A 13,588-nucleotide genomic window follows, 5' to 3' on the forward strand; every position below is an offset into this window, starting at 1 on the left:
AAATTCAGAGGGTTCCAGTAACGACATTATTGACAGCAAACATACGACATTCATTTTGCTGATGACGCTGACGGATAGTGCTTCGCCACAATGTCATTCATCTTATCCACCAGATCCAGTCGCTTGAATGTGATATGCCCACTGCCTTTCTGGTAATAGCGGATGACAAATAATTCGTCATCAAATACCTGCTCATGTGGGTGAGCACGAACGAAATCCATAAACCGAATCGCAACATCATGCCTGTTATCGGGGATAGGTTTGCCATCCAGCAAATAGAGCATACGCTCCAGATCGGCAAGCTGATCTCGCCGCCAGCCCCAGTTCAGGCTGTAGCCCCATCTGTCATGCTTCACCAGATTGTTAACGATAATCTTCTTACCGAAATAACAGGGATTATTGGTTTTGTAGTCCCAGCTCAATCCCTTAAATACATTGATAATCCCACGTTCGAAAACATCCTGCTTATTGTGGTGAAGTTGTTCAAAGGTACTCAGGATGTTGGCTTCGCTAATCGCCGGGAGATCGCCCTCCTCCAGATTCTTTGCCCACTGACTGCGAGCTTCGGCATCCATCAGAGTCAACATACCGGACTTCAGCATGAGATCGCGCCAGATACTGCGGTCGATATTACGGGTGATCACCGGCATCGCTTTGCCGGTTGGCTGCATCAGCCAGCAGTCAAAGGAATATCCATTCCGCATTGCCCAGGTTCCGGCCACATCACCGCCAATACTGGATGTCAGGCTGGAGATATCATGAAGTTTTTGTATTAACGTCGCTATCTGGTTCAGTGCACTATCACGTCCTGTGACGATACGCTCAATATTGGTCGAGCAAATTAGTTCGTTATGATCGGTTAAGACTTCAGCTTCTGTTTGCATAATCTTTTGTCCGTAAAAAAATACACTCGCCGTTAGTAGCAAACGGATTATCCACTGGTGAAAGATTGGGTAAATAATGAGATTGAAAATCGGGAAGGTGACTCGCAATAAATTATCTGATCACTTACGGATGGACAATGGGCATATAAAGTAGCCTCCTGACTCAAGCGGTGAATGCTGAGTAAGATGCACTAATAATCTGATGCTGATTCCCCTCCTCGCCGTCATACAAATCTGAAAAACCAAACAACTTCCGGTAAAATCCCGGCAAAAGCCGACGTTAAAAACACATTCAAAGGATAAATAATGACAAGTCTTCAGCAGCGCGCGGAGCTTCATCGCCAGATCTGGCAAATTGCTAACGATGTCAGAGGTTCGGTCGATGGATGGGATTTTAAGCAATACGTTCTGGGCGCGCTTTTCTACCGTTTTATCAGCGAAAATTTTTCCAGCTATATTGAAGCCGGTGATGACAGTATCTGTTATGCAAAACTGGATGACAGCGTAATTACTGATGACATTAAAGACGATGCCATCAAAACCAAAGGCTACTTCATCTACCCAAGTCAGCTTTTCTGCAACGTAGCTGCGAAAGCAAATACCAATGACAGATTGAACTCAGATTTAAACAGCATCTTCGTTGCTATCGAAAGTTCTGCTTACGGTTACCCTTCAGAAGCTGACATCAAAGGTTTGTTTGCTGATTTCGATACCACCAGTAACCGCCTGGGTAACACCGTTAAGGATAAAAATGCCCGCCTGGCTGCGGTTTTGAAAGGGGTTGAAGGGTTAAACCTTGGTGACTTTAACGAACATCAGATTGACCTGTTCGGTGACGCCTATGAGTTCCTGATTTCTAACTATGCGGCGAATGCCGGTAAGTCAGGCGGCGAGTTCTTTACACCGCAACACGTCTCTAAGCTGATTGCACAACTGGCTATGCACGGACAGTCCCACGTTAACAAAATCTACGACCCGGCAGCAGGTTCCGGTTCGCTGTTGTTGCAGGCTAAAAAACAGTTCGATGACCATATCATCGAAGAAGGTTTTTTTGGTCAGGAAATCAACCATACGACCTATAACCTGGCGCGTATGAACATGTTTTTGCACAACATCAACTACGACAAGTTTGATATCAAGCTGGGCAATACGCTGACTGAGCCGCACTTCAGAGATGTAAAACCGTTTGATGCCATCGTTTCTAACCCACCGTATTCTGTGAAATGGATTGGCAGCGATGATCCGACCCTGATTAACGATGAGCGTTTTGCCCCGGCTGGCGTTCTGGCCCCCAAATCCAAAGCTGACTTTGCGTTTGTATTACATGCACTGAACTATCTTTCGGCCAAAGGTCGTGCTGCGATTGTTTGCTTCCCGGGTATTTTTTACCGTGGCGGCGCGGAGCAGAAAATCCGTCAGTATCTGGTCGACAATAACTATGTCGAAACCGTGATTTCACTCGCACCGAACCTGTTCTTTGGCACCACCATTGCCGTAAATATTCTGGTGCTGTCTAAACATAAAACGGATACCAAAGTTCAGTTTATTGATGCCAGCGAACTGTTCAAAAAAGAGACTAACAACAATATCCTGACCGATGCCCATATCAACCAGATTATGCAGGTATTTGCCAGCAAGGAAGATGTTGCTCATCTGGCAAAATCTGTCGCGTTTGAAACCATTGTAGCGAATGACTATAACCTGTCAGTGAGCAGCTATGTGGAAGCGAAAGATAACCGCGAAATAATCAATATTGCTGAGCTGAATGCAGAACTGAAAACTACGGTCAGCAAAATCGACCAGTTGCGTAAAGATATCGACTCAATTGTGGCAGAGATTGAAGGTGACGAGGTGCAGAGATGAGCGAGTTAAATTATCTGGAAAAACTGCTAGATGGGACAGAGGTGGAATGGAAAGCCCTTGGAGATGTCACGAGTGTCTTGCGGGGAAAAAGGCTAACTAAAAATCTGCTTTCAGCAGAAGAAAAATTCCCGGTATTTCATGGCGGCTTAGAACCGTTAGGATATTACAATAAGTCGAATCGTCCGGCTAATACCGTTATGATTATCAATGTTGGCGCTTCAGCAGGTACTGTTGGCTATAGCACCGTTGACTTCTGGTCCTCTGATGGATGCTTTTGCTTAGAGCACAATGAGCTATTAAATAATAGGTTTTTATATTTCGCACTGATTGGTTATCAAAGTTTGCTGAAATCAAAGGTGAGAGTTGCGGGCATTCCAACACTTGATGCTATCGTAGTTAATAAACTACTTATCCCCATCCCCTGCCCAGAAAACCCGGAAAAATCCCTTGCCATCCAGTCTGAAATTGTTCGGATTCTGGATAAATTTACTGAGCTTACCGCTGAGCTTACCGCTGAGCTTACCATGCGTAAAAAACAGTACAACTACTATCGCGACCAGTTGTTGAGTTTTAAAGAGGGTGAGGTTGAGTGGAAGGCTTTGGGGGAAGTGGCTCAGTTTAAGCGAGGAACGGCAATTACCCAAAAACAGACAACACCAGGTGAAATACCAGTAGTTGCCAATGGACCAATTCCTACTTATTTTCATAGCGAGAGCAACAGACAAGGTGAAACAATCGTTATAGCCAGATCTGGTGCCTATGCAGGATATGTCAGTTTCTGGAATCAGCCAATATTTTTAACCGATGCCTTTAGTGTTCACTCCGACTTAAAAATTGTAAAACCAAAGTTTATTTACCACGTGCTACAAAATAAACAAGAGCACATCCATGCAATGAAAAAAGGTGCGGGTGTGCCTCATGTCCGAGTTAAAGAGTTTGAAACCTATGATATACCTATACCTCCTATCACCGAACAAGACCGTATTGTTTCTATACTCGATAAATTCGACACCCTGACCAACTCCGTCACCGAAGGTCTCCCGCGTGAAATCGAGTTACGTCAAAAACAATACGAGTACTATCGTGATTTACTGTTCAGTTTCCCAAAACCTGAAACTGTCAGTAATTAATTGACCATTGCTACCGACCGGACCACCTTAACATCCGGTCTGTATATAGACTATTTTTTACGCGCCGGAAGTCCCCCTTAACTCCCTTCCGGCCCTTGCCAAACGGCACAAAGGATGCGCTATGACTCATCAAACACACACCATTGCTGAATCCAATAACTTTATCGTTCTTGATAAGTACATCAAAGCTGAGCCAACAGGCGACAGCTACCAGAGCGAATCGGACCTGGAACGTGAACTGATTCAGGACCTGCGAAATCAGGGCTATGAATTTATATCCGTAAAATCTCAGTCGGCGATGCTGTCCAATGTTCGGGAACAGCTTCAGAGCCTCAATGGTGTGGTGTTTAATGACAGCGAGTGGCGGCGTTTCACGGAGCAGTATCTGGACAACCCGAGTGATGGCATTCTGGATAAGACCCGTAAAATCCATATCGACTATATTTGCGACTTTATTTTTGATGACGGGCGTCTTGAGAACATCTATTTGATAGATAAAAAGAATCTCATGCGCAATAAAGTGCAGATTATCCAGCAGTTTGAACAGGCAGGCTCTCACGCTAACCGTTATGACGTCACGATCCTGGTTAATGGCTTGCCGCTGGTGCAAATCGAACTGAAAAAGCGCGGCGTGGCGATTCGTGAGGCCTTTAACCAGATACATCGTTACAGCAAAGAGAGTTTTAACAGCGAAAATTCTCTGTTTAAGTATCTGCAACTGTTTGTCATTTCTAACGGCACCGATACCCGTTACTTTGCCAACACCACAAAGCGCGATAAAAACAGTTTTGACTTCACCATGAACTGGGCGAAATCAGACAACACGCTGATTAAAGACCTCAAAGATTTTACCGCTACCTTTTTCCAGAAACATACTCTGCTTAATGTTCTGGTGAACTACAGCGTGTTCGATATTAGCCAGACGCTACTGGTGATGCGACCGTACCAGATTGCCGCCACCGAACGAATCTTATGGAAAATCAACAGCTCCTATAAAGCGAAAAACTGGTCTAACCCCGAAAGTGGTGGCTTTATCTGGCACACTACCGGTTCTGGTAAAACACTGACCAGCTTTAAAGCCGCGCGTCTGGCAACAGAACTGGACTTTATTGATAAAGTCTTCTTCGTGGTCGACAGGAAAGATCTCGATTACCAGACCATGAAGGAATATCAGCGTTTTTCGCCAGATAGTGTTAACGGCTCGGAAAATACCGCAGGCCTTAAACGAAATCTGGATAAGGACGATAACAAAATTATCGTCACCACTATTCAGAAACTTAATAACCTGATGAAAGTAGAAAGCGACCTGCCTGTATACAATCAGCAAGTGGTGTTTATATTTGATGAATGCCACCGCAGCCAGTTTGGAGAAGCGCAGAAAAACCTGAAGAAGAAATTCAAACGCTATTATCAGTTTGGTTTTACCGGTACCCCTATTTTCCCGGAAAACGCTTTAGGTTCAGAAACGACCGCCAGCGTATTTGGTCGTGAATTGCATTCATATGTGATTACCGATGCGATTCGTGATGAAAAAGTGCTCAAATTCAAGGTGGACTATAACGATGTGCGGCCACAGTTTAAATCTTTAGAGACAGAAACTGACGAGAAAAAACTGAGTGCGGCTGAAAATCAGCAGGCATTTCTTCATCCCATGCGTATACAGGAAATTACGCAATATATTCTGAATAACTTCCGCCAGAAGACCCACCGTACTTTCCCAAGCTCTAAAGGCTTTAATGCCATGCTGGCAGTGAGTAGCGTGGATGCCGCGAAAGCCTATTACGCGACGTTTAAACGGTTACAAGAGGAAGCAGCTAATAAATCGGCTACCTATAAACCGCTGCGTGTTGCGACAATCTTCTCCTTCGCCGCTAATGAAGAACAAAATGCCATTGGTGAAATTTCCGATGAAACTTTTGATACCAGCGCAATGGACAGCAGTGCTAAAGAGTTTCTTGACGCTGCAATTCGTGAGTATAACAGCTATTTTAAAACTAACTTCAGCACCGACGGTAACGGTTTTCAGAACTACTATCGTGATTTAGCCCAACGGGTTAAAAATCAAGATATCGATCTGTTAATTGTCGTTGGGATGTTTTTAACCGGCTTCGACGCTCCAACATTGAACACGCTATTCGTCGATAAAAACTTGCGTTTTCACGGCCTGATGCAGGCATTTTCCCGCACCAACCGCATTTATAACGCCACTAAAACCTTCGGTAACATCGTCACTTTCCGGGATCTGGAACGCTCAACCATTGATGCCATAACGCTGTTTGGTGATAAAAATACCAAAAATGTGGTGTTAGAAAAGAGTTATGCAGAGTATATGGAAGGCTTTACTGATGCTGCCACTGGTGAAGCTAAACGCGGCTTTATGGCAGTAGTTTCAGAACTGGAACAACGGTTCCCTGACCCTGCCAATATTGAAAGTGAAAAAGAGAAGAAAGACTTCGTAAAACTGTTTGGTGAATACCTGCGTGCCGAGAACATCCTGCAAAACTATGATGAATTTGCCACGCTGAAAGCCCTGCAACAAATCGATCTTAGCGATCCTGTTGCGGTAGAAAAATTCAAAGAAGAACATTATGTGGATGATGAAAAGTTCGCTGAATTACAAACGATTCGTCTCCCTGCTGAACGCAAGATTCAGGATTATCGTTCTGCCTATAACGATATTCGTGACTGGCAGCGCCGTGAGAAAGAAGCTGACAAAAAAGAAAAATCAACCACTGACTGGGATGACGTAGTTTTTGAAATCGATTTGCTGAAGTCTCAGGAAATAAACCTGGATTATATCCTTGGACTGATTTTCGAACACAACAGACAAAACAAAGGTAAGGGCGAAATGACCGAAGAGGTCAAACGCTTAATTCGTTCAAGCCTTGGGAACCGTGCCAAAGAAGGTCTGGTGGTCGATTTTATTCAGCAAACGAACCTAGATGATTTGCCGGATAAAGCCAGCATCATTGACGCGTTTTTTACCTTTGCTCAACGCGAACAGCAACGTGAAGCAGAAGCCTTGATCAAAGAAGAAAATCTCAATGAAGAGGCGGCGAAACGCTATATTCGCACGTCTTTAAAACGCGAATACGCCACCGAAAATGGCACGGAATTAAACGAGACATTGCCAAAACTCAGTCCGTTAAATCCACAATATAAGACGAAAAAACAGACGGTTTTCCAGAAGATCGTCGCGTTTATTGAGAAGTTTAAAGGTGTAGGCGGGCAGATATAATGTATTAATCCGAACCTGATCTGGCAGATAGCTGTCAGATCAGGACTAAGCTAATACAAATTAATATCGAACCGAAAATACCAACGTCTGTACCAACATTTTTCGTTTGCGATGGGTTGGAATTGGTTAGCCCTGAGAGAGTTAAAATAGCGAAAAAGGTAGATAACTGCTGGATTCCAGACACAAAAAAAGTCGCCCTTGAGCGACTCGATTTGCATACGATGTGGTGCCGAAGGCCGGACTCGAACCGGCACGTATTTCTACGGTTGATTTTGAATCAACTGCGTCTACCGATTTCGCCACTTCGGCACTGAAGAGGTATGCGGAAAACGTTGTGGATTATACCTGTCGCACGCCACCATGCAAGCGCCAGCTTGCTCCCACTTTGCTAAGTGCTGAAATTTTCAGCATTACACTCAGCGATATGTAACCTTTGTCACACTCCGGGCCCCGCTCAGCCATTCTCTACACTTCCCGGGCAACACCAGAGGACGACAAAAGCATGTCGATAATCAATAACGAATAGGAATTTCGCAATATCCGCTACTTGCCGAACATAAGGTGATTCGCCGCGTGGTTGCCCAGGGTAGCGCCGCGCAGCAGTGGTCACTGTGACACCTGTATTCGCGATAATCAGACCAACTTCTGGCAAGGTGCGGTGCCTACAATTATGAATTGCGGAGACTTTGTTGGGTCGCTTCTGCCAGGCCTTTAAGATATCTCGCAATCGGCTGAATTTAGTGGTGAAAACTTTTTAACCGTGCCTATACTCCAGACAGGGAACTGGAGGAAATCTCATGAGCGAACCACGTTTAATTGCCCGCACGCCGGACACAGAACTGTTTTTATTACCCGCTATGGCTAACCGTCACGGACTGATTACTGGCGCAACGGGGACAGGTAAAACTGTCACGCTGCAAAAACTGGCGGAATCTCTGTCAGAAATCGGCGTACCGGTGTTTATGGCCGATGTAAAAGGTGATTTGACCGGGGTTGCGGCAGAAGGTACCACCTCGGAAAGACTGCTCGCTCGGTTGAAAAATATCGGCGTCAACGACTGGCAACCACATGCGAATCCAGTGGTGGTATGGGATATTTTTGGTGAGAAAGGTCATCCAGTGCGGGCAACGGTATCGGATCTCGGGCCGTTGTTGCTGGCGCGTTTGTTGAATCTCAACGATGTGCAATCTGGCGTCCTGAATATCATTTTCCGTATTGCTGACGATCAGGGATTGTTGCTTCTCGACTTTAAAGATTTGCGGGCGATTACCCAATACATCGGTGATAACGCCAAATCATTCCAGAATCAGTACGGTAATATCAGTAGCGCATCGGTTGGCGCCATCCAGCGCGGATTACTGACGCTGGAACAGCAAGGGGCAACGCATTTCTTTGGCGAGCCGATGCTGGATATCAAAGACTGGATGCGTACCGATGCCAACGGTAAGGGTGTTATCAATATCCTTAGCGCCGAAAAACTCTACCAGATGCCTAAACTGTACGCCGCCAGCCTGTTGTGGATGCTTTCAGAGTTGTATGAACAATTACCGGAAGCGGGGGATTTGGAAAAACCGAAACTGGTGTTTTTCTTCGACGAAGCGCATCTGTTGTTTAACGATGCGCCGCAGGTGCTGCTGGATAAGATTGAACAGGTAATAAGGCTGATCCGTTCAAAAGGCGTAGGCGTCTGGTTTGTTTCGCAAAACCCTTCTGATATTCCAGACAACGTGCTTGGGCAGTTGGGAAATCGCGTTCAGCACGCTCTGCGCGCCTTTACACCGAAAGACCAGAAAGCGGTGAAGACGGCAGCGCAAACCATGCGACCTAATCCTGCATTTGATACGGAAAAGGCGATTCAGGAACTAGGAACCGGCGAAGCGTTGATCTCTTTTCTGGATGCGAAAGGAAGCCCTTCTGTGGTAGAGCGTGCGATGGTGATCGCGCCTTGTTCACGGATGGGGCCGGTAACAGAAGATGAGCGTAATGGCTTGATTAATCACTCCCCGGTGTACGGCAAGTATGAAGATGACGTGGACCGGGAATCCGCCTATGAGATGTTGCAAAAAGGCGTACAGGCAAGTACCGAGCAGCAAAATACCCCTCCGGCCAAAGGGAAAGAGATAAGTGAAGATGACGGTATTCTGGGTGGGTTGAAGGATATTTTGTTTGGCACTACCGGACCACGCGGTGGGAAGAAAGATGGCGTGGTGCAAACAATGGCGAAAAGCGCCGCCCGCCAGGTGACGAATCAGATTGTACGCGGTGTGCTGGGGAGTTTGCTTGGGGGGAGAAAAAGGTAAGTCAGGCGCTGTTTGTGTTCTCTCACACCAGCTTGCCTTTGCCTGATGCACTACGCTTATCAGGCCTACGCCACTTTGCTAACAATAATAAAGGGAGCTTTAGCTCCCTTTATTCGTTCATCAGGTTACGATTTTCTCATTAACAGCCACAGGCTGATTAAGAAGAAGCTGGCGCTTGGCAACAGTGCGCCGATAATCGGCGGAATGCCGTAAACCAACGTCAGCGGGCCGAAGATCTGGTCCAGTACGTAGAACACAAAACCGAAGCTAATACCAGTGACCACGCGCACGCCCATCGGCACGCTGCGCAGCGGGCCGAAGATAAATGACAGCGCCATCAGCATCATTACCGCCACGGATAGCGGCTGGAAGATTTTGCTCCACATATTAAGCTGGTAGCGCCCGGCGTCCTGACCGCTCGACTTCAGATACTTCACGTAGTTGTGCAAACCACTGATGGAGAGCGCATCCGGATCCAGCGCCACCACGCCCAGTTTGTCCGGCGTGAGGTTGGTTTTCCAGGTACCGCTCACCGTCTGCGAACCGGTTATCTGTTTTGGATTGGTCAGGTCAGACTCATCAACCTGCGACAGACGCCAGACTTTATGTTCAGGGTCAAACTTCGCGGAAGCGGCATAGCGAACGGATTGCAGACGACGATTCTCGTTAAAGGCATAAATACTGATACCACCTAACTCTTCGTCACCTTTTACTCGCTCAATATAGACAAAGTTGTCACCATCTTTGGCCCATAAACCTTGCTGAGTAGAGAGCAACGAACCACCGTACATCGCCTGCGCGCGGTAATTACGCGCCATCTGTTCGCCCTGCGGCGCGACCCATTCGCCAATCGCCATCGTCAGCAAAACCAGTGGAATGGCGGTTTTCATTACTGACAACGCGACTTGCATGCGGGTAAAACCAGAAGCCTGCATCACCACCAGTTCGCTGCGCTGCGCCAGCATCCCCAGCCCGAGCAACGCGCCCAGCAGGGCCGCCATCGGGAAGAAGATTTGCACATCTTTCGGCACGCTCAACAGGGTATACATTCCCGCGCCTACCGCGTCGTAACTCCCCTGCCCGGCTTTTTTCAGCTGATCGACAAACTTGATAATGCCGGAAAGCGACACCAGCATGAACAGCGTCATCATGATGGTGGTGAAAATGGTTTTACCGATATAGCGGTCAAGAACACCAAAAGGTTGCATCACACCGCTCCTTTACGCGAAAAACTGGCGCGCAGGCGGCGGACCGGCACTGTGTCCCAAAGGTTGAGAACAATCGCCAAAGCCAGATAAATCAGGTTAACGGTCCACATCCACAGCGTCGGGTCCAGCTTACCTTTACCGCCGTTAGATTTAAGGGAGGTCTGGATCAGGAAGAAAAGCAGATATAGCAGCATGGCTGGCAGCATCGACAGGACACGTCCCTGACGCGGGTTAACCACACTCAGAGGTACGACCATAAGCGCCATCATAAACACGGTGAATACCAGCGTGATACGCCAGTTCAGTTCTGCGCGGGCACGATCGGTGTCGGTGTTCCACAATGTGCGCATGTCCATCTGGTCGGTATCGTTCGGGTCGAGCGCCACCGCCTGGTGACCAATGATCGCCTGATAATCCTGGAAGTCCGTAATGCGGAAATCACGTAACAGTGCAGTGCCTTCGAAGCGCGTTCCCTGGTTGAGGCTGACGACCTGGGATCCGTCGCGCAGTTGCGTTAAATGTCCGGAATCGGCCACCACCACAGAAGGACGCGCGTTACCTTTTGGTCGAATTTGCGCGAGGAACACATCTTTGAAATCGCTGCCGTCAACGCTTTCGATGAACAGCACTGAGCTGCCATTAGTCGCTTGCTGGAATTGCCCTTGCGCCAGCGCCGCCATGCCTGGGTTAGCTTTCGCTTCTGCCAGCACTTCATCCTGATGGCGCGATGACCACGGCCCCGCCCACATCACGTTAACCGCCGCGACAATCGCCGTGAACACCGCGAGAACCATCGCCGCTTTCACCAGAACCGCTTTGCTCAGGCCGCAGGCATGCATTACCGTAATTTCACTTTCGGTATACAGTTTGCCCAGCGTCATCAGCAGCCCGAGGAACAGGCTTAATGGCAGGATAAGCTGCGCCATTTCCGGCACGCCCAGCCCCAACAGGGAGAGCACCAGATTCGCCGGAATATCGCCGTCAACCGCTGCGCCGAGGATCCTCACTAACTTTTGACAGAAGAAGATCAAAAGCAAGATGAAGAGTATCGCCAGCTGGCTTTTGAGCGTCTCCCGCACCAGATATCTTATGATTATCACTTTAAATACGCCCGTAAAAACTCGTCTTTTGCAGGATTTTAGCTTGTTTCATGGCTTAAACGTCATTTATTCTCTTGAGTCGTCGAAATCGTCGCTAAGATAATTATACTCAACGGATTCACCTCTCAGATTTTGTTCTGACGTGCCAATGCCGTAATAACGTTAAGATTAACACGAAGTCATCGCAACAGCGGACATGAGTTACGAAAGCTTGCAATTCTATCTGTAGCCACCGCCGTTGTCTTTAAGATTCAGGAGCGTAGTGCATGGAGTTTAGTGTAAAAAGCGGTAGCCCGGAGAAACAGCGGAGTGCCTGCATCGTCGTGGGCGTCTTCGAACCACGTCGCCTTTCTCCGATTGCAGAACAGCTCGATAAAATCAGCGATGGGTACATCAGCGCCCTGCTGCGCCGAGGCGAACTGGAAGGAAAACCGGGGCAGACGCTGTTGCTGCACCATGTGCCGAACGTGCTTTCTGAGCGCATTCTCCTTATTGGTTGCGGCAAAGAACGTGAGCTGGATGAGCGCCAGTACAAGCAGGTGATTCAGAAAACCATTAATACGCTGAATGATACTGGCTCGATGGAAGCGGTCTGCTTCCTGACTGAACTGCACGTTAAAGGCCGTAACAACTACTGGAAAGTGCGTCAGGCTGTCGAGACGGCAAAAGAGACGCTCTACAGTTTTGATCAGCTGAAAACGAACAAGAGCGAACCGCGTCGTCCGCTGCGTAAAATGGTGTTCAACGTGCCGACCCGCCGTGAACTGACCAGCGGGGAGCGCGCGATCCAGCACGGTCTGGCGATTGCCGCCGGGATTAAAGCGGCGAAAGACCTCGGCAATATGCCGCCGAATATCTGTAACGCCGCTTACCTCGCCTCTCAGGCGCGCCAGCTGGCTGACAGCTACAGCAAAAATGTCATCACCCGCGTTATCGGCGAACAGCAGATGAAAGAGCTGGGGATGCATTCCTATCTGGCGGTCGGTCAGGGTTCGCAAAACGAATCGCTGATGTCGGTGATTGAGTACAAAGGCAACGCGTCGGAAGATGCACGCCCAATCGTGCTGGTGGGTAAAGGTTTAACCTTCGACTCCGGCGGTATCTCCATCAAGCCTTCAGAAGGCATGGATGAGATGAAGTACGACATGTGCGGTGCGGCGGCGGTTTATGGCGTGATGCGTATGGTCGCGGAACTGCAACTGCCGATTAACGTTATCGGCGTGCTGGCAGGCTGCGAAAACATGCCTGGCGGGCGTGCCTATCGTCCGGGCGATGTGTTAACCACCATGTCCGGTCAAACCGTAGAAGTGCTGAATACCGACGCCGAAGGCCGCCTGGTACTGTGCGACGTGTTAACTTACGTTGAGCGTTTTGAGCCGGAAGCGGTGATTGACGTGGCGACGCTGACCGGTGCTTGCGTTATCGCGCTGGGCCATCACATTACCGGTCTGATGGCAAACCATAACCCGCTGGCCCATGAGCTGATTGCTGCATCTGAACAATCCGGTGACCGCGCATGGCGTTTACCGCTGGGTGACGAGTATCAGGAACAGCTGGAGTCCAATTTTGCCGATATGGCTAACATTGGCGGTCGTCCTGGCGGGGCGATTACCGCAGGTTGCTTCCTGTCGCGCTTTACCCGTAAGTACAACTGGGCACACCTGGATATCGCGGGAACCGCCTGGCGTTCTGGTAAAGCAAAAGGCGCAACCGGTCGCCCGGTGGCGTTGCTGGCACAGTTCCTGTTGAATCGCGCCGGGTTTAACGGCGAAGAGTAATTGCATCAGGCAAAGTTGTTATTGTCGGATGCGGTGTGAACGCCTTATCCGACCGACACACAGCACTGAACTCGTAGGCCTGATAAG

Annotated in this window: 9 protein-coding genes, 1 tRNA gene and 1 pseudogene; 6 read left to right on the forward strand and 5 right to left on the reverse strand. The window is 48.3% G+C overall.

Annotated features, from left to right (window positions below; genetic code table 11):
- Nucleotides 1-50: 50 nt before the first annotated feature.
- A complete protein-coding gene (locus FEK42_RS07730) occupies nucleotides 51-884 on the reverse strand; it encodes a DUF4942 domain-containing protein (protein ID WP_135491865.1) in 834 nt (277 codons plus the stop codon).
- A gap of 306 nt (nucleotides 885-1,190) precedes the next feature.
- Between FEK42_RS07730 and FEK42_RS07735 the strand changes: the two genes are divergently transcribed.
- From FEK42_RS07735 to FEK42_RS07745, 3 genes are all read left to right on the forward strand, one after another.
- Nucleotides 1,191-2,747 (forward strand): type I restriction-modification system subunit M, encoded by a 1,557-nt coding sequence (locus FEK42_RS07735; RefSeq protein WP_135491864.1) that lies wholly within the window; start codon nucleotides 1,191-1,193, stop codon nucleotides 2,745-2,747.
- Complete coding sequence (locus tag FEK42_RS07740; protein ID WP_135491863.1) at nucleotides 2,744-3,877, forward strand: restriction endonuclease subunit S; 1,134 nt, start codon at nucleotides 2,744-2,746, stop codon at nucleotides 3,875-3,877. Before FEK42_RS07735 ends, FEK42_RS07740 begins: the two co-directional genes overlap by 4 nt.
- Before the next feature lie 121 nt (nucleotides 3,878-3,998).
- A complete protein-coding gene (locus FEK42_RS07745; RefSeq protein WP_138211790.1) occupies nucleotides 3,999-7,115 on the forward strand; it encodes an HsdR family type I site-specific deoxyribonuclease in 3,117 nt (1,038 codons plus the stop codon).
- Nucleotides 7,116-7,339: 224 nt separating this feature from the next.
- On the opposite strand, the gene FEK42_RS07750 is transcribed toward FEK42_RS07745, so the two are convergent.
- Nucleotides 7,340-7,424, reverse strand: a tRNA-Leu gene (locus FEK42_RS07750).
- A gap of 195 nt (nucleotides 7,425-7,619) precedes the next feature.
- Here FEK42_RS07750 and FEK42_RS23000 point away from each other — a divergent pair.
- Nucleotides 7,620-7,803 (forward strand): annotated as a pseudogene (locus FEK42_RS23000) (alcohol dehydrogenase); the annotation flags it as partial.
- Between the two features lie 109 nt (nucleotides 7,804-7,912).
- The gene (locus FEK42_RS07760; protein WP_135491862.1) at nucleotides 7,913-9,415 is read left to right on the forward strand and encodes a helicase HerA-like C-terminal domain-containing protein; all 1,503 of its coding nucleotides are present in this window, start codon (nucleotides 7,913-7,915) and stop codon (nucleotides 9,413-9,415) included.
- Nucleotides 9,416-9,540: 125 nt separating this feature from the next.
- On the opposite strand, the gene lptG is transcribed toward FEK42_RS07760, so the two are convergent.
- The 3 genes from lptG to ytgA form a co-directional block, all read right to left on the reverse strand.
- On the reverse strand, nucleotides 9,541-10,623 hold the full coding sequence (gene lptG, locus FEK42_RS07765) for an LPS export ABC transporter permease LptG (protein ID WP_105290080.1): 1,083 nt from the start codon (nucleotides 10,621-10,623) through the stop codon (nucleotides 9,541-9,543).
- Nucleotides 10,623-11,723 (reverse strand): LPS export ABC transporter permease LptF, encoded by a 1,101-nt coding sequence (lptF, locus tag FEK42_RS07770; RefSeq protein ID WP_105290081.1) that lies wholly within the window; start codon nucleotides 11,721-11,723, stop codon nucleotides 10,623-10,625. Before lptF ends, lptG begins: the two co-directional genes overlap by 1 nt.
- A 62-nt stretch (nucleotides 11,724-11,785) precedes the next feature.
- Complete coding sequence (gene ytgA, locus FEK42_RS23005; RefSeq protein WP_211180521.1) at nucleotides 11,786-11,836, reverse strand: protein YtgA; 51 nt, start codon at nucleotides 11,834-11,836, stop codon at nucleotides 11,786-11,788.
- A 153-nt stretch (nucleotides 11,837-11,989) separates the two neighbouring features.
- Here ytgA and pepA point away from each other — a divergent pair, with 153 nt between their 5' ends.
- Nucleotides 11,990-13,501, forward strand: coding sequence for a leucyl aminopeptidase (pepA, locus tag FEK42_RS07775; RefSeq protein ID WP_000397144.1), 1,512 nt, complete (start codon nucleotides 11,990-11,992; stop codon nucleotides 13,499-13,501).
- The last annotated feature ends 87 nt before the right edge of the window (nucleotides 13,502-13,588 follow it).

Origin of the sequence: Escherichia sp. E2748 (assembly GCF_005781125.1) — a bacterium.
GTDB lineage: Bacteria > Pseudomonadota > Gammaproteobacteria > Enterobacterales > Enterobacteriaceae > Escherichia.

Coding starts and splice junctions, on each gene's coding strand:
- FEK42_RS07730 (WP_135491865.1), bottom strand. CDS start 884: ATGCAAACAGAAGCTGAAGTCTTAACCGATCATAACGAACTAATTTGC.
- lptG (WP_105290080.1), bottom strand. CDS start 10,623: ATGCAACCTTTTGGTGTTCTTGACCGCTATATCGGTAAAACCATTTTC.
- pepA (WP_000397144.1), top strand. CDS start 11,990: ATGGAGTTTAGTGTAAAAAGCGGTAGCCCGGAGAAACAGCGGAGTGCC.
- FEK42_RS07760 (WP_135491862.1), top strand. CDS start 7,913: ATGAGCGAACCACGTTTAATTGCCCGCACGCCGGACACAGAACTGTTT.
- FEK42_RS07745 (WP_138211790.1), top strand. CDS start 3,999: ATGACTCATCAAACACACACCATTGCTGAATCCAATAACTTTATCGTT.
- FEK42_RS07735 (WP_135491864.1), top strand. CDS start 1,191: ATGACAAGTCTTCAGCAGCGCGCGGAGCTTCATCGCCAGATCTGGCAA.
- FEK42_RS07740 (WP_135491863.1), top strand. CDS start 2,744: ATGAGCGAGTTAAATTATCTGGAAAAACTGCTAGATGGGACAGAGGTG.